At 35.3% G+C, this 23,864-nt stretch carries 19 protein-coding genes; 11 read left to right on the top strand and 8 right to left on the bottom strand.

All coding sequences use genetic code 11. The annotated features are described in order from the left end of the window. Positions 1-122: 122 nt before the first annotated feature. Entirely contained in the window at positions 123-944 is an 822-nt protein-coding gene (locus EQG68_RS04560) for a ZIP family metal transporter (RefSeq protein WP_129463607.1), read from the bottom strand. A gap of 1 nt (position 945) precedes the next feature. After that, a complete protein-coding gene (locus EQG68_RS04565; protein WP_129463608.1) occupies positions 946-1,599 on the bottom strand; it encodes a metal-dependent transcriptional regulator in 654 nt (217 codons plus the stop codon). Positions 1,600-1,685: 86 nt separating this feature from the next. On the opposite strand from EQG68_RS04565, the gene EQG68_RS04570 reads away from it, so the two are divergent. Together EQG68_RS04570 and EQG68_RS04575 are read left to right on the top strand one after the other, a co-directional pair. After that, positions 1,686-3,983, top strand: a complete 2,298-nt coding sequence (locus EQG68_RS04570) for a TonB-dependent receptor (RefSeq protein WP_129463609.1) — start codon at positions 1,686-1,688, stop codon at positions 3,981-3,983. 114 nt (positions 3,984-4,097) lie between these two features. Beyond that, positions 4,098-4,508 carry a BrxA/BrxB family bacilliredoxin gene (locus EQG68_RS04575; protein ID WP_129463610.1) on the top strand — a complete coding sequence of 137 codons (411 nt, stop codon included), beginning with the start codon at positions 4,098-4,100 and terminating at the stop codon, positions 4,506-4,508. A 52-nt stretch (positions 4,509-4,560) separates the two neighbouring features. Here EQG68_RS04575 and EQG68_RS04580 read toward each other — a convergent pair whose 3' ends face one another. Both EQG68_RS04580 and EQG68_RS15185 read right to left on the bottom strand, forming a co-directional pair. Then, a complete protein-coding gene (locus tag EQG68_RS04580; RefSeq protein WP_129463611.1) occupies positions 4,561-6,624 on the bottom strand; it encodes a glycosyltransferase family 9 protein in 2,064 nt (687 codons plus the stop codon). A 17-nt stretch (positions 6,625-6,641) separates the two neighbouring features. Further along, complete coding sequence (locus EQG68_RS15185; RefSeq protein WP_187347459.1) at positions 6,642-6,884, bottom strand: hypothetical protein; 243 nt, start codon at positions 6,882-6,884, stop codon at positions 6,642-6,644. Between the two features lie 164 nt (positions 6,885-7,048). On the opposite strand from EQG68_RS15185, the gene trhO reads away from it, so the two are divergent. The 7 genes from trhO to EQG68_RS04620 all read left to right on the top strand — a co-directional run bounded on the left by trhO (position 7,049) and on the right by EQG68_RS04620 (position 15,216). Then, the gene (gene trhO / locus EQG68_RS04590) at positions 7,049-8,416 is read left to right on the top strand and encodes an oxygen-dependent tRNA uridine(34) hydroxylase TrhO (RefSeq protein ID WP_129463612.1); all 1,368 of its coding nucleotides are present in this window, start codon (positions 7,049-7,051) and stop codon (positions 8,414-8,416) included. Between the two features lie 178 nt (positions 8,417-8,594). Next, on the top strand, positions 8,595-9,761 hold the full coding sequence (locus EQG68_RS04595) for a PSP1 domain-containing protein (protein ID WP_129463613.1): 1,167 nt from the start codon (positions 8,595-8,597) through the stop codon (positions 9,759-9,761). After that, on the top strand, positions 9,745-10,230 hold the full coding sequence (locus tag EQG68_RS04600) for a gliding motility lipoprotein GldH (protein WP_129463614.1): 486 nt from the start codon (positions 9,745-9,747) through the stop codon (positions 10,228-10,230). Before EQG68_RS04595 ends, EQG68_RS04600 begins: the two co-directional genes overlap by 17 nt. A 1-nt stretch (position 10,231) precedes the next feature. After that, a complete protein-coding gene (locus EQG68_RS04605) occupies positions 10,232-12,511 on the top strand; it encodes a penicillin-binding protein 1A (protein WP_129463615.1) in 2,280 nt (759 codons plus the stop codon). Between the two features lie 90 nt (positions 12,512-12,601). Beyond that, entirely contained in the window at positions 12,602-13,300 is a 699-nt protein-coding gene (locus tag EQG68_RS04610) for a CoA transferase subunit A (protein WP_129463616.1), read from the top strand. Positions 13,301-13,373: 73 nt separating this feature from the next. Beyond that, positions 13,374-14,033, top strand: coding sequence for a 3-oxoacid CoA-transferase subunit B (locus EQG68_RS04615; protein ID WP_129463617.1), 660 nt, complete (start codon positions 13,374-13,376; stop codon positions 14,031-14,033). A gap of 10 nt (positions 14,034-14,043) precedes the next feature. Further along, positions 14,044-15,216 carry an esterase gene (locus EQG68_RS04620; protein WP_129463618.1) on the top strand — a complete coding sequence of 391 codons (1,173 nt, stop codon included), beginning with the start codon at positions 14,044-14,046 and terminating at the stop codon, positions 15,214-15,216. 206 nt (positions 15,217-15,422) lie between these two features. Here EQG68_RS04620 and EQG68_RS04625 read toward each other — a convergent pair whose 3' ends face one another. Next, positions 15,423-16,052 carry a DUF6705 family protein gene (locus tag EQG68_RS04625; protein WP_129463619.1) on the bottom strand — a complete coding sequence of 210 codons (630 nt, stop codon included), beginning with the start codon at positions 16,050-16,052 and terminating at the stop codon, positions 15,423-15,425. A 13-nt stretch (positions 16,053-16,065) separates the two neighbouring features. Next, positions 16,066-17,586 carry a hypothetical protein gene (locus tag EQG68_RS04630; protein ID WP_129463620.1) on the bottom strand — a complete coding sequence of 507 codons (1,521 nt, stop codon included), beginning with the start codon at positions 17,584-17,586 and terminating at the stop codon, positions 16,066-16,068. A gap of 323 nt (positions 17,587-17,909) precedes the next feature. On the opposite strand from EQG68_RS04630, the gene EQG68_RS04635 reads away from it, so the two are divergent. Then, positions 17,910-18,275, top strand: coding sequence for a helix-turn-helix domain-containing protein (locus EQG68_RS04635; RefSeq protein ID WP_129463621.1), 366 nt, complete (start codon positions 17,910-17,912; stop codon positions 18,273-18,275). A gap of 39 nt (positions 18,276-18,314) precedes the next feature. On the opposite strand, the gene EQG68_RS04640 is transcribed toward EQG68_RS04635, so the two are convergent. Then, the gene (locus tag EQG68_RS04640) at positions 18,315-18,710 is read right to left on the bottom strand and encodes a hypothetical protein (protein WP_129463622.1); all 396 of its coding nucleotides are present in this window, start codon (positions 18,708-18,710) and stop codon (positions 18,315-18,317) included. A gap of 12 nt (positions 18,711-18,722) precedes the next feature. Then, a complete protein-coding gene (locus EQG68_RS04645) occupies positions 18,723-20,411 on the bottom strand; it encodes an ABC transporter ATP-binding protein (RefSeq protein ID WP_129463623.1) in 1,689 nt (562 codons plus the stop codon). 188 nt (positions 20,412-20,599) lie between these two features. Between EQG68_RS04645 and EQG68_RS04650 the strand changes: the two genes are divergently transcribed. After that, on the top strand, positions 20,600-23,863 hold the full coding sequence (locus EQG68_RS04650; protein ID WP_129463624.1) for a S8 family serine peptidase: 3,264 nt from the start codon (positions 20,600-20,602) through the stop codon (positions 23,861-23,863). Position 23,864: the final 1 nt, after the last annotated feature.

The following is a 23,864-nucleotide window of genomic DNA, read 5'->3' on the forward strand; positions in this document are numbered from 1 at the left end:
ACTATGATTCAAAATATTATCGTATATATTTTAGTAGTGGTAGCCGTAATTATTCTTTTTAAACCTTTATTCATAAAGAAAAAATCGAAAAAAAATTGCGGTGGCGATGATTGTGGTTGTCATTAACTACCCAAGGCTACGTCTAAACTCATCATCACCACAAATCCACCAATAAATCCGAGTGTTGCAATATCGGTATGTTTGTCTTGTTGCGTTTCCGGAATTACTTCTTCAACCACCACAAAAATCATTGCTCCGGCAGCAAAAGCAAGAGCATAAGGTAAAATTGGGGTAAAAAAAGTCACGGCAACGGCTCCCAAAACTCCGGCTATCGGTTCAACTAACGCAGATGATTGTCCGTATAAAAAACTCTTTTTTCTACTCATGCCCATTCGTCGCAACGGCATCGAAACAGCAATTCCCTCTGGGAAATTTTGAATTCCAATTCCAATCGCTAAAATGGTTGCTCCGGCAATCGATGCTTCGGGAATTCCGGCAGCAACACCGCCAAACAAAACTCCCACTGCCAATCCTTCCGGAATATTGTGCAATGTAATGGCTAAAACTAAAAGTGTCGTTTTTTGCCATGGTGATTTTACGCCTTCCGTTTCTTTAAAATTGATGTGAATATGAGGCAATAACTTATCCAAACCAAAAAGAAAAAAAGCTCCAAGTATGAATCCGATTGCTGCCGGCATCACTTTAATAAAACCCTCTCCTTCCGACATTTCGATGGCCGGAGCCAATAAACTCCAGTAACTGGCTGCTACCATCACTCCTCCTGTAAAACCAAGCATTCCATCCAAAACAGCACGGTTCATAGTTTTAAAAAAGAACACGACCGATGCCCCTAAAGCCGTCAAGAACCATGTAAATAACGTGGCATACAAAGCCGCTAAAATGGGATCTATACTCGATAAATAGGCAACAATACTATCAAACATATTACATCACTTTTACAAATAAATTACCGGCAATTTTATTCGAAATTAAAATCTCTTTTCCATTCATCAAAATAGTTAGCGACATATCAAAGGCTTCTTTATTGATAATTTCAATTTCAGAACCTAACGAAATTTGATGTTTATCTAAATATTGCAAAAAACTTGGGGAACTATCTTTAACACCCAAACACATCACTTTTTTGTTCAAACCCACTTCAGAAAGTAATTGTTTTTCCACTTTGATCATTTGACCGTATCGATCTGGAATCGGATCACCGTGCGGATCTTCTTTAGGGAAGCCTAAAAATTCATCCAATCGATTGATTAATTTCTCGGATTTAATGTGCTCCAATTCTTCGGCTAAATCGTGTACTTCATCCCACGTAAAATCTAATTTTTCTACCAAAAAAACTTCCCACAAACGATGTTTCCGCACAATCATTTTAGCGGCGTGTAATCCTTTTTGAGTGAGCGTAACACCTTGGTATTTCTGGTAATCAACCAATTCTTTTTCGGCTAATTTCTTCACCATATCCGTCACCGAAGAAGCTTTGCTTTCAATCATTCCTGCAATGGCATTAGTATTAATTCCTTTAGGAGAAACCAACGATAAATGATAAATTACTTTGATATAATTTTCTTCCGAATAGGTCATAAATTCAATTAATTGAAAACAAATATACTAAGATAATTTGATATGAGTAAAATAATTTTTAGTTTTGTCTAAATTTATTTTTTGGTATGAAAAAAATTCTGCTCTTATTTGTTTTATCTTTTACAATACTTTCACAAGCTCAAGAAAAAGGAACGGTTGTGGGTCATATTTTATCTGAAGGTCAAGCGGTTCCATTTGCAAGTATTCTTTTAAAAAATACAACTACAGGAACGTCGTCTGATGAAAATGGAAATTTTTCCATTGAAGTTCCTTCAGGAAAACAAACCATCATCGTGCAAGCCATCGGTTTTAAAAACCAAGAAAAAAATATTAATGTTCCTTCCGGAGGAAAAATTCATTTGGATTTTAATTTGGAAGAAAGTGTTTTCGGACTCAATCAAGTTGTTGTTTCGGCCACTCGCGGATTGCAAAAAAGAACGGAAGCTCCTGTGATTGTAACCGTAACCAATTCAGAAGTGTTACAAAAAGCCCAAGCCATCAGTTTATCCGAAGGATTGAGTTTTCAACCCGGATTACGCATGGAAACCAATTGTCAGAATTGTGGTTTTACACAAGTAAGAATGAACGGACTTGATGGAGCATATTCTCAGATTTTGATGGATAGCCGACCGATTTTTTCGGCTCTAAATGGGGTGTATGGTTTAGATCAAATTCCAACAAATATGATAGAACGCATTGAAGTCGTTCGTGGTGGGGGTTCATCATTATATGGTTCAAATGCGATTGCAGGAACCATCAACATCATTACTAAAGATCCAATTGAAAATTCATTTGAAATCAATTCGCATTTGGGCTTAATTGATGGAAAAGTGCCTGATAAAGCTTTAACTTTAAATGGAACGGTCTTGTCAGATGATTTAAATCACGGTATTCAACTTTTTGCCATGTTACGTGACCGTGGTGCTTTTGATGCAAATAATGATAATTTTACTGAAATTACCACTATGCAAAACCAAACTTTTGGATTCAAAACATTCTACCGGCCGTTTGCACGAAGCAAAATCACTGCCGATTTTCATACAATAAACGAATTCAGACGTGGTGGAGAAAATCGATTTGACTTGCAACCGTTTGAAGCCCATACCACTGAACAAATTACTTCGAAAATGATTGGTGGCGGACTTACCTTTGAAAATTATTCGGAAGATGAAAAGAATAAATATGCCGTTTATATCAATACACAACAATCTAAAAACGATAACTTTTATGGCGGTCGAGCCGATGAATTGGGCAATATTGATTATGAAGAAAGCATCAGAGGTTACGGAAATACTGAAGTTACAACGTTTATCGGTGGAGCTCAATACAACCGAAAACAAGAATCCTTTTTGGGAGGTTCGGCTACTTTAACTACGGGTGCCGAATACAAAAGAGAAAAAATGGTAGACGAAAAACCGGGTTATAATGCATTCGTAAATCAAACGTTAGACATTTTAGGTATTTATGCTCAACAAGAATGGAAAGTCAATGAAAAATTGAAAGTTTTGGGTGGATTACGAGCCGATTTTCACAACGCTGCCGATGAGGCTGTGATTTTTAATCCGAGACTAAATATTCTCTATAATTTCAAAGAAAATTTGCAATGGCGAAACAGTTATGCCAAAGGTTTTAGAGCTCCACAGGTTTTTTCGGAAGATATTCATGCCCGAATTGCAGCCGGAGAAGTAGCTTTAGTTGAACTGGCAGATGGATTAGAATCGGAAACATCGCATTCTTTTTTAACCTCGTTGGATTGGAGCAAAATTTCGCCAAATTCGGAAACCGGATTAACCTTTGAAGCTTTTTACACCCGATTAAGCGACCCGTTTGTACTAGAACAACTGACAGAAACAATTTGGGAAAAACGTAACGGAAGTGGTGCCAATGTTTACGGAATTAACCTGGAAGCCAAATATGCTCCGGGACAAAAATGGCAATTTCAAGCAGGAGCAACCCTTCAAAAAGCCTTGTATGATGAAGCAGTTCAATGGAGTGAAAACATAACCAATACCAATCGAAATTTCTTTCGCTCACCCAATGTGTATGGAAATATTATGGCCACTTTTTCACCCAAAAAAGCCTTTCAAAACAATCTCTCATTAGTTTACACCGGAAGAATGTATGCTCAACATTTTGCCGGGTTTATTGCCGAAGATCGACTGGTAACTACAACAGATTTTTTTGAAATAAACATAAAATCTTCCTATACATTTGTAGTAAAAGAAAAATTACATCTTCAATTGAGTGGCGGTATTCAGAATCTTTTTAATCAATACCAAAATGATTTTGATTCAGGGGTGAATCGTGATGCAAGTTACATTTACGGACCTTCTCGCCCAAGAACCATTTTTGTTGGATTAAAAATCGGATCGGATTTGCTTTAAAAACTTATTGAATCATAACAAATCTTTATGATTCAAATCATTGAATAAAAATGAAATCTTAGTAACTTTGCAGTCTGAAAATCAAATATCAACAATCATAAATCTTAAATTAGTATGTATCCAGAAGAAATGGTAAAACCCATGAGAGCCGAATTATCGGAAGTAGGTTTTCAAGAATTATATAGTGCAGAAGCAGTGGAAAATGCTATCAAACAACCCGGAACTACATTAGTTGTTGTAAATTCTGTTTGCGGATGTGCTGCCCGAAATGCAAGACCGGGAGCAAAAATGAGTTTAGATGGTTCTAAAAAACCGGACCAATTGGTAACAGTTTTTGCCGGTGTTGACAAAGAAGCGGTTGATGCTGCGAGACAACACATGTTTCCTTTTCCACCTTCGTCGCCAAGTATGGCTCTGTTTAAAGATGGTGAATTAGTGCACATGTTAGAACGTCACCACATTGAAGGCCGTCCGGCGGAAATGATTGCAGAAAATTTAAAAGATGCTTATAACGAGTTTTGTTAAGCTCTGTTTAATAAAAATTAAATCCTTTCAGATGTAAATTTGAAAGGATTTTTTATTTCAATTCAGGAATACAAAATAGCACTTGTTGTTCAATAAAAACATGAATAAGAGATTCCTCTTCCTCCGAAAAATCATCTTTAAAATTTCCTTTTAAAATTTCTTCTACGGAATTTTTCATCGATAAATCGCGGTATTCAATCAACAATTCGTTTTGATTGATTTTGAGTAAACAATCTTTTTCAGAAAAATCAATTTCTAAAAGTGGATTCACCTTTAAATCGAATGCAATATCTTCATAGGCTTTTTGCAAAAGTTGATACAACGCACTCAACACTTTTGGAACGGTTGTGGAAGACAAACAAACCCGATCCGGACAATTAATAATAACATCATAATTGCATCGCAAATCACAATTGCCTTTTTTGCCCCAAATGATTTCATTAAACTGAGCAAAACTGCCCCAAGAACCGGGTCCGGTTGGACCGTAAATTCCAACTGTTGGCACGTTGAATGCTCCGGCTACATGAGTAATTCCGGCATCATTACCAATGTGGAAAAAGGCACGTTCCATCGCTTTACCAATATCCTCTAAACCGCCTGTTATGTATTCAATATGATTCATTTCTTTGGTGAAAAAATCAGCGGGATTTGGATCTTCTTTCCCTAAAATAATTTTACATTTTAGTTTTGGAAATAAATCATGGAGTTCTTCTATCAATTTTGCATAATTTTCCGTTGGCCAAATTTTCAGTAAAAAACCAGCCCCGGGATGAACCACATAATAGGGATTTTCAAAATCGGTATTTCTCTCAAAATACGGATAACCTTTGTATTGATTGGAATAATTTTTATGAAACTTTGCCAATCCGTCTATATGATGCTGAATAGCGTGTTGTTTTACTTTTTTATGGGTTGAATATCGGATGGCGTGCGGCAAATCATAACCGCGAAAAGCAGGATAATTTCCTAATTCGATGATTATATCAAATTCAGCTTCTCTTTCTTTGATTTTTTCTTCATCCACAATATTAATTTCTTTAAAATACTTCGTAAAGAAAGAAACTAACCTGGGATGAACCGCAAAACTAACTGATGTTGAGACTTCTTTTAAATTGACCAAACTAGGCAAACAAAAGAAAATATCGCCTAAGCCTCCATAGCTTTTATACACCAAAACATGACCCAAATCGGGAACATTTTCGGTTTCATTTTGATTTAAAATCCGGTTCACATTATCCCAAAAAAGTTGTGGTGTTTCTTTCATTTCCTGTTTGGCTCTTTCTTTATCGTTGGGATAAAAATCAAACGACCAAGTGCCTACTCGATCATTGGTAATCATTTCACAACCAGATAAAAAGGCTTCTGCAGCCAATCTTCCGGATGCTTCCTTCGCAAGCGGTTTGCAGAAAAAGTACTTTGATTGACCAAGAATTTTTAGAACTTCCTCATTTGAAATATAATCGTTCAGAAAAACATTGGAAGGTAATTCTCTTCTTATTTCATTCTTACCATAAACCTGAAATGTAAATTGAGGATTTTCTATGGCATAATCAAGAAAAGCTTCGCCTCCTTTTAAATAACTCAAATCACCAAAAAAAGGAATTACACTATCGTTTTTAATTTTAGAAATTTGCAATTTATCAACCTCAACGGTTGGTGGCATGATAATTTTATTGGCAACCGATTCGCCATAAAAAGCAAAGTGGTCTTCAAAATGTTTGGGAGATTGAAACGCATTCAACTTAGCATTTCCAAAAACTTGATGGTATAAATGGTATTTTTCGTTGTCGCAACAATTTCGAATACCTCTATCGACTGTACATAATATATTTCTTCGAATGCAAAAATTGTAGTCAAATTCAATTTTGATGTAGTTAATTTTTTCATCAACTAAATACCGAAGCAATTCTTTTTCAAATCGACAGCGTGAAGTGCTATTTAAAACAATTAAATCGGATTGCTGTATTTTACTTTTTGTTGATTCATAATTTTTCAGTAAATCAACCTCAACAAAGTAACCCAATTGATTGCCAAGAGCGACCAATTGGGTTATAGTTAATTCAGCACCACGTTTTAATGAGGTGTCGGTGTCATGTAAAAAAAGTATTTTCTTCAATGAATAATTATAGAAGATTAATCATCATAATAACCATCATCGTAGTAACCGTCGTCGTAATAACCATCGTCATAATAGCCATCATCGTAATAACCGTCGTCATAGTATCCATCATCATAGTAACCATCGTTATAATAACCATCATCATACGAATCATCACTATCTGACGAACAAGAGGCAACTAAATTTCCTGTAATCACTAAAGCCGAACTGACTAGGATCACTTTTCCAGAATTCTTTAAAAAATTACGTCTGTTCATAAACTCAATTAGTTAGGTTCAACAAATATAAAGTGTTTTTACTTTTAAAACAATTGATTAAATAAAAACCCTACTATTTATATTTAATCTAAAATGTTTATTTTTGTGGCGAATTCTTCCATTTAGAATTCACCTTATTGTATTAACCCAAAAACGTTTATAGCATGCAACTGTATAACACGATGAGGGCAGAAGAAAGAGCCGAACTGATTGATCAAGCCGGCAAACAACGACTCACGTTGTCTTTTTACGCCTATGCCAAAATTGAAGACCCAAAAAAATTTAGAGATGATTTGTTCTTAGCTTGGAATCCGTTGGATGTCCTAGGAAGAATTTATGTGGCTCACGAAGGAATTAATGCCCAACTCTCGTTACCGGCAGATTATTTTTACCAATTCAAAGATACGTTGGAAGTGTATGATTTCATGCGTGGTATTCGATTGAATATTGCTCGCGAACAAGATGATCATTCCTTCTTAAAATTAACCATAAAAGTACGTCATAAAATTGTGGCCGATGGTTTAGACGATTCCACATTTGATGTTACCAACAAAGGAATCCACTTAAAAGCGAGAGAATTCAATCAATTGTTAGAAGACCCAAACACCATTGTGGTTGATTTCAGAAATCATTACGAAAGTGAAATTGGCCATTTTAAAGGCGCCATTACTCCGGACGTGGATACGTTTAGAGAATCGCTTCCTATTATTGAAGAACAATTAAAAGAACTCAAGGAAGAAAAAAATCTTTTAATGTATTGTACCGGAGGTATTCGATGTGAAAAAGCCAGTGCGTATTTTAAGCACAAAGGTTTCAAAAACGTCTATCAATTAGAAGGTGGTATCATTGAATATGCCCGTCAAATTGAACAAGAAGGTATTGAAAGTAAGTTTATTGGTAAAAACTTCGTCTTCGATCATCGTTTAGGCGAACGAATTACAAAAGATATTATTTCACAATGTCACCAGTGTGGAAAACCCTGTGACAACCACACCAATTGTGTGAATGATGGTTGTCATCTGTTATTTATCCAATGTGACGAATGCAAAGAAAAAATGGACAATTGTTGTTCGTCAGAATGTCAGGAAATCATTCATTTGCCTTTAGCGGAACAAATTAAGTTGAGAAAAGGCATTCAAAAAGGAAACATGATTTTCAAAAAAGGAAAATCAGAAGCTTTAAAATTCAAACATTCCGGCGAATTGAGTGATGTGTCATTGGCCGTTGCAAATGATATTGAAAAACCAAAACCGATTCGTGAACGAATTAAACAAAAAAAAGTATTGATTGGAAAGGCAGAACACTACTATACCAAAGCCAGTGTTGGTTTGTTTTTGATTGAAAATCAAGAAGTGAAATCGGGTGATAAAATTTTAATTTCCGGTCCAACCACAGGTAATCAGGAATTGATTTTGGATAAATTTTTTGTCAACGGAAAAGAAAACAAAACGGCAAAGCCGGGAGATAAATTAACTTTCGCTGTTCCGTTTAGAGTTAGATTATCGGATAAATTGTTTAAAATTATCAAATAAAGATTTAAGAATTTAACTTTTGAAAGCCTATTTTAATTTTAAAATGGGCTTTTTTTGATACCCTTTTTTCTGATAAATCCTCTTTCAACTTCTATCAAAAAAATACTATCTTTACCAACTTAACGTTTAATGTCTGTAGTCTCGTTATAAATTAAGAGATGACCAATATATAAAAATTATGGCTTGTACAAATTGTTCAACAGGGAGCAAAACCGGTGGTGCTCCTCAAGGATGTCAAAATAAAGGGACTTGCGGCACCGATAGCTGCAACAAATTGACGGTTTTTGACTGGTTAGCCAACATGAGTTTGCCCAGTGGTCAAGAAGTTTTTGATTGTGTAGAAGTACGTTTTAAAAACGGACGAAAAGAATTCTTTCGCAATACAGAAAAACTTACATTAATCATTGGTGATATTGTAGCTACCGAAGCTTCACCCGGACACGATGTGGGAATTGTAACCCTAGTGGGAGAACTCGTAAGGGTTCAAATGAAGAAAAAAGGTGTAAATCCAACCAGTGCTGATGTCCCTAAAGTATACCGCAAAGCTTCACAAAAAGATATCGATATTTGGGCTGATGTACAAAAGAAAGAAGAGCCCATGAAAGTAAAGGCTCGTGAAATTGCGATTCAACTTCAATTGCAAATGAAAATTTCCGATATCGAATTCCAAGGAGATGGTTCAAAAGCTACTTTTTATTACACTGCAGAAGACCGCGTTGATTTTCGTCAATTAATTAAAGAATATGCCCAAGCGTTCAAAACCAGAATTGAAATGAAGCAAGTTGGTTTTCGTCAAGAAGCAGCCCGGTTGGGCGGAATTGGTTCCTGCGGAAGAGAATTGTGCTGTTCTACTTGGTTGACTGATTTTAGAAGTGTGAATACCACCGCAGCCCGTTATCAGCAGTTGTCGTTGAATCCTCAAAAACTAGCCGGACAATGCGGAAAACTCAAATGTTGTTTGAACTATGAGTTAGATACTTATATGGATGCATTAAAGGATTTTCCTGATTTTGACACTAAAATCGAAACGGAAAGAGGAATCGCTTATTGCCAAAAACAAGATATTTTTAAAGGATTAATGTGGTTTGCTTATGCGGATAATATTGCCAATTGGCATGTGATTCACATTGATCAAGTAAAAGAAATTGTAGCAGAAAATAAACAACGGAAAAGAATTTCGTCACTGGAAGATTTTGCCTTAGAAATTGTGGCTGAACCAAAACAAGATTTCAATAACGCGATGGGTCAAGAAAGTTTAACCCGTTTTGATCAACCCAAACGCAAAAAGAATAACAACAAAAAAAGAAGACCAAATAAAATTGTTAAAAATGACCCTAAGAAATAGTCTTTTTTTAGTTTTTTTATTGATAATTGTAACGTCATGTGACAAAAAAAGACTTTTTGACGACTATAAAAAAGTTGGAAAAGCATGGCACAAAGACAGCATTGTGTCTTTTTCAGTAGAACAAAAAGATACAGTAGCTAAACATAATCTTTACATCAACATACGAAATAACAAAAATTATGAATTCAATAATTTGTTTCTGATTGTTGAAATGGAACAGCCTAACAAAAAAACTATAGTCGACACGTTAGAATATCAAATGGCTGAACCAGACGGAACGCTAATGGGAAAAGGCTTGACCGATACCAAAGAAAATAAATTGTATTACAAAGAAAATTTTGTGTTTCCAAAATCAGGGAAATATCAAATTTATATTCAACAAGCCGTCAGAAAATCGGGTAAAATTGAAGGGGTTGAAGCACTCGATGGAGTCACTGACGTAGGTTTACGAATTGAAAAAGCAGAATAATATGGCTAAGAAAAATAATTCGTCCGTAAAAGACATCGCATACTATCAAAAAAAATTCTGGAAAGTATTTTTCATAGGATTAGCAGGTGTTTTCTTGTTTTTTGTTTTTGCCAATTTCGGATTGTTTGGATCCATGCCTAGTTTTGACGAATTGGAAAATCCGGATTCAAATTTAGCTACTGAAATCATTTCTTCAGATGGTGTGGTTTTGGGTAAATTTTACCGTGAAAACCGTTCGCCTGTAACCTTTGATGAATTGCCAAAACACCTTGTTGATGCTTTGGTTGCCACAGAAGACGAACGATTTTATGAGCATTCCGGAATTGATGGAAGACGATTAATCGGTGCCGCTGTAAAACTTGGAGCAGATGGTGGTGCCAGTACTATTTCTCAACAATTAGCGAAATTGCTATTTCATGGCGAGGGTTCAAAATTTATTCTTTTCAGATTAGTTCAAAAAGTAAAAGAATGGATTATTGCCACCAAGTTAGAACGGCAATATACCAAGAACGAAATTATTGCTTTATACTTGAACAGAGCTGATTTTGTCAATACTGCGGTAGGCATAAAATCCGCGGCTAAAGTATACTTTGGAAAAGAACCCAAAGAATTAACTATCGAAGAAAGTGCTCTATTAGTTGGAATGCTAAAAAACCCTTCGCTGTATAATCCAACTAGAGAAAAAAGAAAAGAATTGGTTTTAAAAAGAAGAAACACGGTGCTAAATCAAATGGTTCGTAACAACTTTTTAGAGCCGGAGGCAAAAGCACAATTAGAAAAAAAACCAATTGTTTTAAATTTTAATCCCGAAAGTCACTTAGAGGGAATTGCTACTTATTTTAGAGAGTACCTCCGTGATTACATGAAAAAATGGGTGAAAGAGAATAAAAAACCCGATGGCTCAGAATACAATATTTACAACGATGGTTTAAAAATATACACCACTATTGATTCGCGTATGCAAAAACACGCTGAAGAGGCAGTGCATGAACATTTAAAAAACCTTCAGGTTGAATTTTTTAAAAGTCAGAAGAAAAACAAGAATGCTCCTTTTTACAGAATTACTGATGATGAAACAGAAAATTTGCTTAAAAGAGCCATGAAAAATTCTGAACGTTGGCGATTGATGAAAGCTCAAGATAAAAGCGAAGAGGAAATTATCAAATCGTTTGACGTGAAGACTGAAATGAGGGTTTTTACTTGGAAAGGCGAACGCGACACCATCATGACGCCAATGGATTCCATACGCTACTACAAACATTTTCTAAGAAGCGGAATGATTTCGATGGAACCCCAAACCGGACACGTAAAAGCATGGGTGGGCGGCATCAACTACAAACATTTTCAATACGACCATGCCGGACAAGGTGCCAGACAAGTAGGGTCTACGTTTAAACCGTTTGTATATGCCACGGCAATTGAACAATTAAATATGTCACCCTGTGATTCAATTATAGATGCTCCTTTTACAATTCCGAGAGGAAGACATAACGTTAGTGCTGATTGGACACCAAGAAATTCGGATGGAAAATACCGCGGTATGATCAATTTAAAGAAAGCATTGGCTAATTCCATCAATACCATTTCTGCCAAATTAATTGACAGAACCGGACCCAAAGCAGTCATAGATTTAACTCATAAATTAGGTGTTTCTGCAGAAATTCCTGAGCAGGTTTCCATTTGTTTAGGAGCAGTTGAAATTACAGTTCAAGACATGGTAGCGGCTTTTAGTACGTTTGCTAACAAAGGAATTTATATAAAACCACAAATGATTACCCGAATTGAAGATAAAAACGGGAATGTGATTTTTGAAGCGATTCCGGAGAGTCATGATGTCCTCAGTCAAGACGTTGCTTATGCGGTTGTAAAATTAATGGAAGGCGTTACCGAAGACGGAACCGGAACAAGACTTCGAGGCGGTAGAGCCGGATTTAGAAGTTACGATTACAAATTGGATAACCCAATTGCCGGAAAAACAGGAACTACTCAAAATAATTCGGATGGTTGGTTCATGGGATTTGTCCCTAATTTATGTACGGGAGTTTGGGTAGGATGTGAAGACCGCTCTGCCAGATTCAATACTACAGCCATGGGACAAGGAGCTACAATGGCTTTACCGATTTGGGGAATTTATATGGACAAATGCTACAAAGACAATAAACTGAACGTTTCCAAAGATCCTTTCGAAAGACCGGAAAATATTACCGTTAAAGTAGATTGTTGGAAAACGGTAAAAGACACATTAGACTTCGACCAAGATTTGGATGAATTCAATTTTTAGGAATTTCACATCAAAATAATTATAAGAGAATGGACTTTGCAAAAAGCCCATTTTTTTATACCTTTAAAATCCGAAAAACAAACAAACAATATGATTACACGAAAAGTAAATTCCGTTCAAGAAGCTCTTACCGGAATTACCGATAATATGACGATTATGCTCGGAGGTTTTGGCCTTTGTGGCATTCCAGAAAACAGTATTGCTGAATTAGTTAAAATGAACGTAACGAACCTAACCTGCATTTCTAACAATGCCGGCGTTGATGATTTCGGTTTAGGTTTATTATTGCAAAAAAAGCAAATCAAAAAAATGATTTCGTCTTATGTAGGTGAAAATGCAGAATTCGAACGTCAAATGTTGTCGGGAGAATTAGATGTTGAACTCACGCCGCAAGGAACATTAGCCGAAAAATGCAGAGCCGCTCAACATGGAATCCCCGCCTTTTTTACCCCTGCCGGATTTGGAACTGAAGTAGCCGAAGGAAAAGAAACCCGTGAATTCAACGGAAAAATGTATGTGATGGAAGAAGCTTACAAAGCCGATTTTGCCATCGTGAAAGCTTGGAAAGGTGACGAAGCCGGAAACCTTATTTTTAAAGGAACAGCTCGAAATTTCAATTCTTGCATGGCCGGAGCCGCAAAAATCACCATTGCCGAAGTAGAAGAATTAGTCCCCGCCGGAACATTAGACCCCAATCAAATTCACATTCCCGGAATTATGGTGAACCGAATTTTTCAAGGCGAAAAGTTTGAAAAAAGAATCGAACAAAGAACAGTTAGACAGAAATAATGTGGCAATGGGACAATTCATTGACATTTCCCTAATTGACACATCGACTAATTAACACATTGACACATTAAAAATGGCTTTAGATAAAAATCAAATAGCAAAACGCATTGCAAAAGAAGTAAAAGACGGTTACTATGTAAACTTAGGAATCGGAATCCCGACATTGGTTGCTAATTTTGTTCGAACGGATATTTCGGTAGAATTTCAAAGCGAAAACGGCGTGCTGGGTATGGGGCCATTTCCGTTTGAAGGCGAAGAAGATGCGGATATCATCAACGCAGGAAAACAAACCATTACCACGTTGCCCGGAGCTTCCTTTTTTGACTCCGCTTTCAGTTTTGGAATGATTCGAAGCAAAAAAGTAGATTTAACCATTTTAGGAGCGATGGAAGTTTCCGAAAACGGCGATATTGCCAATTGGAAAATCCCCGGAAAAATGGTCAAAGGAATGGGCGGAGCAATGGATTTAGTGGCTTCGGCCGAAAATATCATCGTTGCCATGATGCACGTGAACAAAGCCGGCGAATCGAAAGTCTTAAAAAATTGTACCCTTCCGCTAACCGGTGTGGGATGCGTAAAAAAAATTGTCACCGAGTTAGCGGTGATGGATGTTACTTCAAAAGGTTTTAAACTTCTTGAACGAGCTCCAGGTGTTTCAGTTGAAGAAATCATAAAAGCCACCGAAGGAACATTGATTGTGGAAGGAGAAATTCCTGAGATGGTTTTAGATTAAAATTATAAAAATGAAAAAGTCCACGTATTCGCTTCTTCTCTCTCTTTGCTTTTCCATCATTTATGCTCAGGAAAATGTAGATTTTTCGGGTGAGAAAAAAATTATTTCGCCCGAAATTCACGGCGACAACACCGTTACATTTCGTTTTGAAGCACCGAACGCAAAGAAAGTATTTTTAGTCGGAGATTTTCTTAGTCAACTAGGTTTGATTGAAGGAAAAACCGAAATGAAGAAAAATGAAAAAGGAATTTGGACTTATACGACTTCTACACTACAACCTGAATTATACAGTTATAAATTTATAGCAGATGGTTTGGCTGTTAACGACCCAAACAACGTTCATTTTAGTAGAGATGTGGCAACTGTTGTCAATATTTTTATTGTTCCCGGTGGAAAAGCCGAATTATATAAAGTGAATGATGTGCCACACGGAACTGTTTCAAAACGATGGTATGAATCACCTACTTTAAAAAAGAACCGAAGATTAACGGTTTACACTCCACCAGGATATGAAAAAAGCAAAGAAAATTATCCTGTTCTTTACCTATTACACGGAGCAGGTGGCGATGAAGAAGCTTGGATCACCCTTGGAAGAACTGCTCAAATCTTAGACAACCTAATTGCCCAAGGAAAAGCAAAACCAATGCTTGTGGTCATGCCAAACGGAAATGCAGGTCAATCCGCAGCTCCAGGAGAATCCAAAGAAGGTTTTTATACGCCGGACTTTATTCAACCGGATATGTTTTCGGGAAACACCGAAAAAGCTTTTGGGGATGTGATTCAATTTATTGAATCGGAATACCGTGTAAAAAAAGAAAAATCATCAAGAGCCATTGCAGGATTATCAATGGGCGGATTCCATACCATCATTATTTCTGCTAATTATCCAAAAACATTTGATTATATGGGCGTGTTTTCGGCGGCTCTTTTTCAACCGAAAGAAGCGGATAGTGAAATGTATGTAAACATCGAAAAAAAGCTCAAAACTCAAAAAGAGAATAATTATCAATTATATTGGAAAGCGATTGGCAAAACAGATTTCTTATACAAAGAAGCCACCGATTTTAGAAATCTATTTAATTCAATGAATTTCAACTATACCTACAAAGAATCGGAAGGGGGCCACACTTGGTCAAACTGGCGAGATTATCTCTCAGAATTTGCACCTTTATTATTTCGATAATTTCATTTATTCAAAAACGCCAACAAAACCTCATTCGCATTACCAAAAGAAGGAGGCTGATCGGTGACACTCGCCATTCGTTTTTTGTTCAATTTATAAATCAAATCAAATTCGGTAGTGAATAGAATAACCGATAAAAAGGATTATTAATAAAGAGAAAATTAAAGCGACTGATTACGTTTTTAATCAATCGCTTAATTTTTTTTCTAATTTTCCTTTATCAATATATAATCTCCATAAGGAATTGTGAAATTTGTTGTAATAGAAGGTGAGCCGTCCGGTTTTATACCGTAAGCTCCAATAGTTTCAATATACTGTATTTTAATTTTTTCAACCCCGTTTTCATCAGCTCTATGCATGACAAAAGCAGCTTCTAAACCCGCATCATCATTTGTTGGTTCATTATAGCTCATTGGCAAACGTTCAATAGTATCTGGACACTCAAGGCACTTTGGATACCAATCTTTATTGGTCTTACCATAACTATATAAATTATAATTATAAATTTCAGAATGATTAATATTTAAATTTATTAATGAATTGATTTTTTCTACACCGTTTTCTACATACTGCATTTCTCCCACTAAATAATCTACATAACAACTTTTTATAGACTGTCTGTAAAACATTTCTTTTTTAACAAATTTAAATCGTATGATTTTAACAGAGTCTGTATAAATCCATGTACCGACAAACTGATTGTAAAAATTGTCAATGTCTTTATAATATGCATTCTCTATATTTGCAAAATCAGCTGTATGAATATCTAAAATCGGGTTTTGAGCGACTAAGCTAAAGTTGAATAAAAGTATTATTCCTAATATTATTTTTTTCATGAGTTTTTATTTTTTAATTACATGGAGTCTGTACAGGAATGTTATTTGGATTTCTTGGGTCTAAATTAATTTCACTCCAGTTTCCATTCGTTTCTTGTTTATACAAACCAACGCCTAAATCAAATTCATTTAAAAGATTTAGAAATTCCTTTTGAAGTTGGGATTGAGAAACATTGATGCCAACTTTTCTGTAGCGGTTTACTAATTTTTCGTCAAATTCTTTTAAAACCTTAGGATTATGTAGTGTATAAAACTTAGTCCAGTCTTTTATTTTAAGGCAATATACTTCATTTTCATTTACTAGGCCAAGAAACATTTCAGATATACCCTGAGATGAAACACTAGGCGGTTGATAAGAGTTTCTTATCTCAGTTTTTCTAAAAAGCCACAATAAATCCCCAGAAGAGAACATCTTTATGCCTCCTTGGGTTCCTGAGGTATGGTTATGCATAGCTCCTATCCATTCCTGCGACATAAAATCTTTTAATTCTACTTTATGTGGGTTTTTCGTATTATGCCCTGCAACAGTTGGGGGTGCAAAATTTGTTGACTCTTCAAAATACTTATAAACCCATGCATGTTCTTTGGGCCCAGCTGCTTTCTGCTTCAAATAGTTGATTGATTGGATATAGTTAGGACTTTGTGCTAATTTTTTTAATTCATCACATGGTTGGGTTAAATTTACCGGCAATATCCCCACCAAACCATCTTCATCTGCACAAGGGTCAGATGCCATTCTACACGCAAATTCCATAATTACAATGGTTAAATCATAACCCGGATTGCTACCATCTCCACACATTGAACCTGTATAACTATCCCAATTTTCATATGTTCTGCCACAAGAACAACTCAAGTAAAAGCTAACGCAACCACCACCACTAGATCCTCCACTTGGCCCACCATTTTCTCCACTACCGGGATTGGAACCTGAATTGTCGCCAGAACCATCATATCCGCTTCCACCTGACTGACTCCCTGGAACTTCAATTATTAAATCTGCACAAGGGTCTATTGCCGGATCAAGTCCTATTGTAGAAACGGTTCCCTTAAAATCTACAAATTTTTCAGAATTGTTTTGATAGGCAAGTGCAAATTCATCTGTCATTTCATACTTTACCAATTTTATTTTTAGATTTTCATCTTTTTCAGTTATAACTAAGTTATGAAATATTTTATAATTATCATCAGGATGGTTAATAATTTTAAACGTATAATTCTTGTTTCCTAACGTATCTATTACTTCCATGATTTCTGAAAAATCAATTTCTAAATTTTCAGAACCTCTAGCTGTTAATCCTGAGTTCCGAAAAATGTTGAAACTTGACGATTTGCCCATCATCTTTTCAAGCTTATTTTTCATTTGCATGGCATCAGCACCTTTAAAAGTTTTTACTTTTGGGCCCTTATTCTTTACTCCAAAATGTGTGCCAGTAGAATTATCTACCACTTCAAAATCGGTTGAGCAACCAAAATAGGCTAAAAAAGAGCAAAAAACTACTAATTTGATTAAGGGTTTAACTTTTATCTTCATATAATTACTTTTATAAAATTGTTAAAAATGGTTTGTATTTTACTTTAATTTCTTTTTAAATAATAGAAATGAATATCTTTAAGAAAAACATATTTAGGTTTTCCTCTTGTATAATATAAAAGTAAGCACAGTAAAAAGTTGAAGATGGATGTAAATAGAAAGAAAATGATTTCTAAATTATTCTGCATGGCGTGTAGGTATTAAATTTTAATAAAAATGTGTACAGCTAAACTACAAATAAAATTTAAATCTTTTTATGCAAATTTTAAGTATTTTTACCCTGATTTTGCATAACAAATTAACTTTGACTAAAAAAGAATACTATGAATACAGTGATAGGCTCAAAAATTAAAGCATATAGAAAGCAAAAAGGATGGTCGCAGGAATATGTTGCTGAAATTCTTCATCTTTCTCAATCTGCTTATGCTCGGATAGAATCTGGCGAAAGCCAATCGTGGTCAAGTCATATTGAAAAATTATGTGAAATTTTTGAAATTAAACCTTCGGATTTATTTAGTGAAACTGTTATAAATCAGGAAAACAATGATCAAAAGGGAGGAATTGCGATTAATCTTGGTATTATCAACCAACTATCCGAAAAGTTAATTGAACAATATGAATTACGCTTAAAAGAAAAGGACGAAATGATTAAAGAATTAAAAAACAGTTTAGAAAAGCTAAGTAAGTAAATGCTCAAAAAAATAGTCTACAAGTTTATTAAACTTACTTTAATTCCATTTATTCAAAAACGCCAACAAAACCTCATTCGCATTACCAAAAGTAGGCGGTTTATCGATTACATTTACCATTCTTTTTTTGTTTAATTTATACGTCAAATCAAATTCTGTAGCAAACAAAATAACCGACAAAAACGGATTATTGATAAAGGGAAGCAAGCGATCAAAAGCACTGTTGATTGTATGAATTTCAAACAATTCTTCTCTTTGAAAGCGGAATTTTAATTCTAACTTTAACTCGTTTTCTTCTAAAATGGGACGAATAAAAATGTTTTTCAATTCCGTTTTTCCAATGGTTTTCGCAAAAGTAAGTTTGGCAAAAGTTCCGTCAGTAAGACTGGTTTTGAATTGTTCATAAAACGCAGAAAAAGAATCTGTAAACAACATAATTTCAATTTTTTATCCTTTCGGTATTGCCTCAATTAACTTTTTAGTATACTCACTTTTCGGATGAGCATATAATTCATCTGCATCCGCCATTTCCTCAATCTTTCCTTTATTCATAACTAAAACTTGATCGCTCATGTATTTTACAACAGCCAAATCATGAGAAATAAAGATATAAGTGAACCCAAAATTTTCTTTTAATTCATTCAATAAATTCAATACCTGAGCTTGAACTGAAATATCCAACGCAGAAACCGATTCATCGCAAACAATTAATTTTGGTTGCAAAGCAATGGTTCTCGCAATACCAATTCGTTGTCGTTGACCACCGGAAAATTCATGTGGATAACGGTTAAAAAAAGCTTCACCCAACCCTACTCGTTCTAAAATTTCTATGGTTTTTACTTTTCGTTCGGCATCATTTTTATACAAACCGTGCACTTTCATCGGTTCCATAATCGCTTTGCCAATTGGAATTCTGGGATTTAAAGAAGAATACGGATCCTGAAAAATAAGTTGAATTTCTTTTCTGAGTTTTCGGATTTCGTCTTTATTCAATTTCGTAATATCGTTTCCTTTATAGATAATTTGTCCGGCAGTAGCTTTATCCAATTGCAAAATGGCGTTGCCTAACGTGGATTTTCCACAACCGGATTCGCCCACCAAACCTACCGTTTCGCCTTCATAAATTTTAAAACTCACATTATTAACTGCTTTAAAAGAGCATTTTTTTCCAAATAAACCAACAGTCGAAAGATATTCTTTTTCTACATTTTTAACTTCCAAAAGAGGGGCTTGGGCATATATTTTTTCATGATTTTCCTTTCGTTCTTCTGCGGTTACAATTTCACTTTTAGACCTATCATTTAAAAAATCTTGAATGGTTGGAAGCCTTTTCAACCGAAATTCCAACAAAGGTCGGGAGGAAATCAATGCTTTGGTATAATTGTGTTGCGGGTTTTCAAAAATAGCTTTTGATTTGCCTTGTTCCACAATTTCACCTTTATACATAACTAAAACCCGATTGGCAATTTCAGAAACCAACGATAAATCATGGGAAATAAATAAAATACTCATTTTGGTTTCTTGTTGCAACTCTCTCAACAATTGAATGATCTCTTTTTGAACAGTGACATCTAAAGCGGTTGTTGGCTCATCGGCAATTAAAATCTTAGGTTTACAAGCAATCGCCATGGCAATCATCACGCGTTGTTTTTGTCCGCCTGAGATTTGATGCGGATATTTGTTGAATAGTTCCTCCGGATTGGTCAATTTTACTTTTTCAAACAAAGAGATTACCTCAGTTTTTATTTCATTTTTAGATAATGATGTGTGTCTGGTTAATATTTCCTCTACTTGAAAACCACATTTTAAAGACGGGTTTAATGAACTCATCGGTTCTTGAAAAATCATCGCAATATCTTTACCCCGAACTTTTTGAAATTCTTTTTCAGACAACTCGGTCATGTCGAAATCATTAAAGAAAATCGTTCCGTTGGCTATTTTCGAAATCTTTGTGGGAAGCAATCCCATCACAGCCAAGGATGAAACGGATTTCCCTGAACCGGACTCCCCTACAATTCCTACAATTTCATTTTCATGTAATTGATACGTTAAATCTCGAACAACGGGCACAAATTCTTTTTCTTTTTTAAAAGAAATTGTCAACTGTTCTACTGCTAATAGGACCTTTTTTTCCATGACTATAAAATTAACCGATTTTTTTTATTTACATCTGTATTTTATTTTTTTTCGTAATTACTAATAAAATGGCTTTTGAGCAGATAAATCATGCTTAAACCATTGTTAAATAATTTATATTTTTTTTAGCAAATCATTAGAAAAAATTAAATTTATATCTTTGAATCCTTAAAATTCCAAATCAACCGATGAAAAATTGCTACTTTTCTAAAATAGGTAAGGGTAAATATTTAGTATTATTACTTTTTTCGCTTTCCGCCTTTGGTCAGACACCAGAACAAAAAAAGGCTTTGTTGGAGCAATATGATTTAACTAAAATCAAACAGCTTCAAATTGAACTATCCGAAAAAGCAAAAGCAGATAAAGAAAAAGCTTACTTTTCTGCTAAAATAAATCAATGGGACGTATTTAAAATAAATTCAGACGGCAGTGTTGATGAATTAATGGGTTTACTTTCTGATGGAAGTCCAAAATATTACTCCATAAATAATGTTGATGCAGCTGTCTCAACACGAGCGAACCATCTTCACGCAGGAGGTAGTTTAGGACTGAACCTTAACGGTCAAGGAATGGTTGGTGGTGTTTGGGATGGTGGCCCGGTTAGAACATCTCATCAAGAATTTGGTGGAAGAATTTCTGTTGGTGATAACACATTCGATCTCAATGGTAATAGTTTTCACGCTACCCACGTAACAGGAACAGTTGGTGCTTCAGGTATAGACTTCAATGCAAAAGGCATGGCTTTTCAAGCTACTGTAAAAACCTTTGACTGGACAGAAGATGAATCAGAAGTTTTAGGTGAAATTCAGGAAGGCCTACTACTTTCAAACCATTCCTATGGAATGCGATTATTTAATGTTCCCAGTTGGTATGCGGGAGCCTATTCACAAGATGCCGTTCAGTGGGATTTAATCCATTATGTTTCACCCTATTACCTAATGGTTGCTGCAGCAGGTAATGACGGTAATGTCAATAATGACGACCCAACGACAGATGGTTTTGACAAATTAACCGGACATAAAAATGGCAAAAACAACCTCATTGTTGGCAATGCTCAAGATGCAGAAATTGATAGTAATGGCAATTTGATTTCTGTAAACATTAACTCCGCTAGCAGTGAAGGGCCTACGGACGATTTACGAATAAAGCCGGACATTACCGGTAACGGAACAGGAGTATATTCTACAAATAGCGGCAGTGATGATGACTATACTTCCCTTTCAGGAACCTCAATGGCTAGCCCAAATGTAATGGGAACGTTATTGTTACTTCAACAGCACCACAACAATTTATATCAACGTTTTATGAAATCTGCAACGCTAAAAGGCTTAGCATGTCAAACCGCGGATGATGCAGGAAACCCAGGCCCTGATGCTGTTTTTGGTTGGGGATTGCTCAATGCGAAAAACGCAGCAAATAGTATTTCAAACAACGGTTTAAGTACTTGGATTTCTGAAGAACGCTTATCTCAAAATCAAGTCTATACTAAAACATTAAAGTCAAAAGCGGGTCAACCCTTAATAGCTACAATTTGTTGGACTGATATACCCGGCATTGCTAATACGGGAAATCTAAATGATCCGACACCTGCTATCGTACACGATTTAGACATTAGAATTACACAAGGAAACGCTGTCTTTTATCCATGGCGTTTACAAGCAGATGCAACTCAAAATGCATTGAGAAACGGTGACAATTTTGTTGACACCGTTGAAACAATACAAATAGATAATGCCAACGGAGGAGATTATTTGATTACAATATCACACAAAGGAACGCTACAAACCAATTTTCAAGATTTTTCTTTAATTATTTCAGGAGTTGATTCGGATTTCGGGTTTGTGCCTCTTGGCTACAATCAAGTAGTTTGTTCAAGTGAAAATGCTGTTTTTCCTTTCTCTTTTATAACAAGTAATAATGAAAATGTAACGCTTTCAACGATAAATTTACCACCCGGTGCAAACGCAAACTTTAATCAAAACTCCATAAGCACCAACGGTACTTATGAGTTAATTTTATCCGATTTAACCGGAGTTGAACCCGGAGAATATTCAATAGGTATTGTAGCTTCTAATCCCAATGAAACTGAAACAAGATTCGTAAATTTAAAAGTATTGCGTGCGGAATTCGTTCCGGTTACCACAACTTTTCCACTTAACGGACAAACCACTGTTCCTTCTGCAATAACATTATCCTGGGAAGAGGATATTAATGCTGAAAATTATGTTGTGGATGTTGCCACCGATGCCGGATTTAACACCATTGTTTGGTCTGAAAACACTGTAAATAATTCAATTAATATTACTGACTTAATTGCTCAAACAGTATACTATTGGAGGGTAACTCCAAGCAACCGATGTGGAGAGGCTAATTCGTTTACCGTTTCTAATTTTCAAACCGGAATTTTCGACTGCGGAATTGAATTTACTGCAACAGATTTTTCGGATGCAGTGATTGAAAACACGGCAAACTCAACTGCAAGTATTCCTATTTCTGTTTCAGGAGGAATCACCATTGCAGATGTAAATGTGAGCATGAATATTTCACATACTTGGGTTCAAGACATGACCATTTATTTAATTGGTCCTGAGGAAATTGGCAGCCCAACCATCACCTTATTTGAAGAAGCCTGCGGTGGTCAAGATGACATTGATGTAACTGTTGATGACTCTGGTACATCGATAGTTTGTGCATCTAACCCGGCAATTTCAGGTACTGTATTGCCATTTCAACCTTTAAATGCATTTAATGGTGTTTTGGCTGATGGTGAATGGACTTTATTCGTTATCGACAAATATAATAATGACGGAGGTACAATTAATTCCGTAAGTTTATCCTTTTGCAATTCCGTTTCAATAGAAAATGATTTGAATTTTACTAACAATGGTATCATTACAGAAATTAACAGTGTAAAAACAATCACTTTGGAGGAAATGAATGCTTTTACGACGTTGCAAGCTGCTTCAAATCAAGTGTATACTCTACTAGAATTACCTTCACTCGGAGTATTGAAAAAGGAAAATACACCATTAATTATTGGAGACATTTTCACACAAGAGGATATAAATTTAAATAAAATCAATTATACAAACTCCTTGTCTGATGCAGCGTCAGATTTTTTTAAAGTAAATATCATTAATGCTTCTTCAGCTTGGTTGCCTAATGTGGTTATTCCGATTACGATTGAAAACAATCTCAGTTTGATTGAAAATGAAACTGTTCAAGCACTCATTTATCCAAACCCAACCAATGGTAAAGTAACCGTTTCATGGATTGAAAATTTAGAAACTAACATTGATTTATTTGATTTACATGGCCGAATAATTTTATCGAAGAAAATTAATGCCTCTAACACAGTAGTAGATTTAAATCATTTTTCAGATGGAATTTATTTAATTTCAATTCAAAACGAAAAAGTAAAAACAACCCGGAAAATAGTATTGAAAAAATAAA

The organism is Flavobacterium piscinae, from assembly GCF_004122145.1.
GTDB classification, from domain to species: Bacteria; Bacteroidota; Bacteroidia; order Flavobacteriales; family Flavobacteriaceae; genus Flavobacterium; species Flavobacterium piscinae.

Excerpts from the sequence above, each read along its gene's own strand:
- EQG68_RS04560 (WP_129463607.1), bottom strand. The coding sequence starts at position 944 with ATGTTTGATAGTATTGTTGCCTATTTATCGAGTATAGATCCCATTTTA.
- EQG68_RS04565 (WP_129463608.1), bottom strand. The coding sequence starts at position 1,599 with ATGACCTATTCGGAAGAAAATTATATCAAAGTAATTTATCATTTATCG.
- EQG68_RS04570 (WP_129463609.1), top strand. The coding sequence starts at position 1,686 with ATGAAAAAAATTCTGCTCTTATTTGTTTTATCTTTTACAATACTTTCA.
- EQG68_RS04575 (WP_129463610.1), top strand. The coding sequence starts at position 4,098 with ATGTATCCAGAAGAAATGGTAAAACCCATGAGAGCCGAATTATCGGAA.
- EQG68_RS15185 (WP_187347459.1), bottom strand. The coding sequence starts at position 6,884 with ATGAACAGACGTAATTTTTTAAAGAATTCTGGAAAAGTGATCCTAGTC.
- trhO (WP_129463612.1), top strand. The coding sequence starts at position 7,049 with ATGCAACTGTATAACACGATGAGGGCAGAAGAAAGAGCCGAACTGATT.
- EQG68_RS04595 (WP_129463613.1), top strand. The coding sequence starts at position 8,595 with ATGGCTTGTACAAATTGTTCAACAGGGAGCAAAACCGGTGGTGCTCCT.
- EQG68_RS04600 (WP_129463614.1), top strand. The coding sequence starts at position 9,745 with ATGACCCTAAGAAATAGTCTTTTTTTAGTTTTTTTATTGATAATTGTA.
- EQG68_RS04605 (WP_129463615.1), top strand. The coding sequence starts at position 10,232 with ATGGCTAAGAAAAATAATTCGTCCGTAAAAGACATCGCATACTATCAA.
- EQG68_RS04610 (WP_129463616.1), top strand. The coding sequence starts at position 12,602 with ATGATTACACGAAAAGTAAATTCCGTTCAAGAAGCTCTTACCGGAATT.
- EQG68_RS04615 (WP_129463617.1), top strand. The coding sequence starts at position 13,374 with ATGGCTTTAGATAAAAATCAAATAGCAAAACGCATTGCAAAAGAAGTA.
- EQG68_RS04620 (WP_129463618.1), top strand. The coding sequence starts at position 14,044 with ATGAAAAAGTCCACGTATTCGCTTCTTCTCTCTCTTTGCTTTTCCATC.
- EQG68_RS04625 (WP_129463619.1), bottom strand. The coding sequence starts at position 16,052 with ATGAAAAAAATAATATTAGGAATAATACTTTTATTCAACTTTAGCTTA.
- EQG68_RS04630 (WP_129463620.1), bottom strand. The coding sequence starts at position 17,586 with ATGAAGATAAAAGTTAAACCCTTAATCAAATTAGTAGTTTTTTGCTCT.
- EQG68_RS04635 (WP_129463621.1), top strand. The coding sequence starts at position 17,910 with ATGAATACAGTGATAGGCTCAAAAATTAAAGCATATAGAAAGCAAAAA.
- EQG68_RS04640 (WP_129463622.1), bottom strand. The coding sequence starts at position 18,710 with ATGTTGTTTACAGATTCTTTTTCTGCGTTTTATGAACAATTCAAAACC.
- EQG68_RS04645 (WP_129463623.1), bottom strand. The coding sequence starts at position 20,411 with ATGGAAAAAAAGGTCCTATTAGCAGTAGAACAGTTGACAATTTCTTTT.
- EQG68_RS04650 (WP_129463624.1), top strand. The coding sequence starts at position 20,600 with ATGAAAAATTGCTACTTTTCTAAAATAGGTAAGGGTAAATATTTAGTA.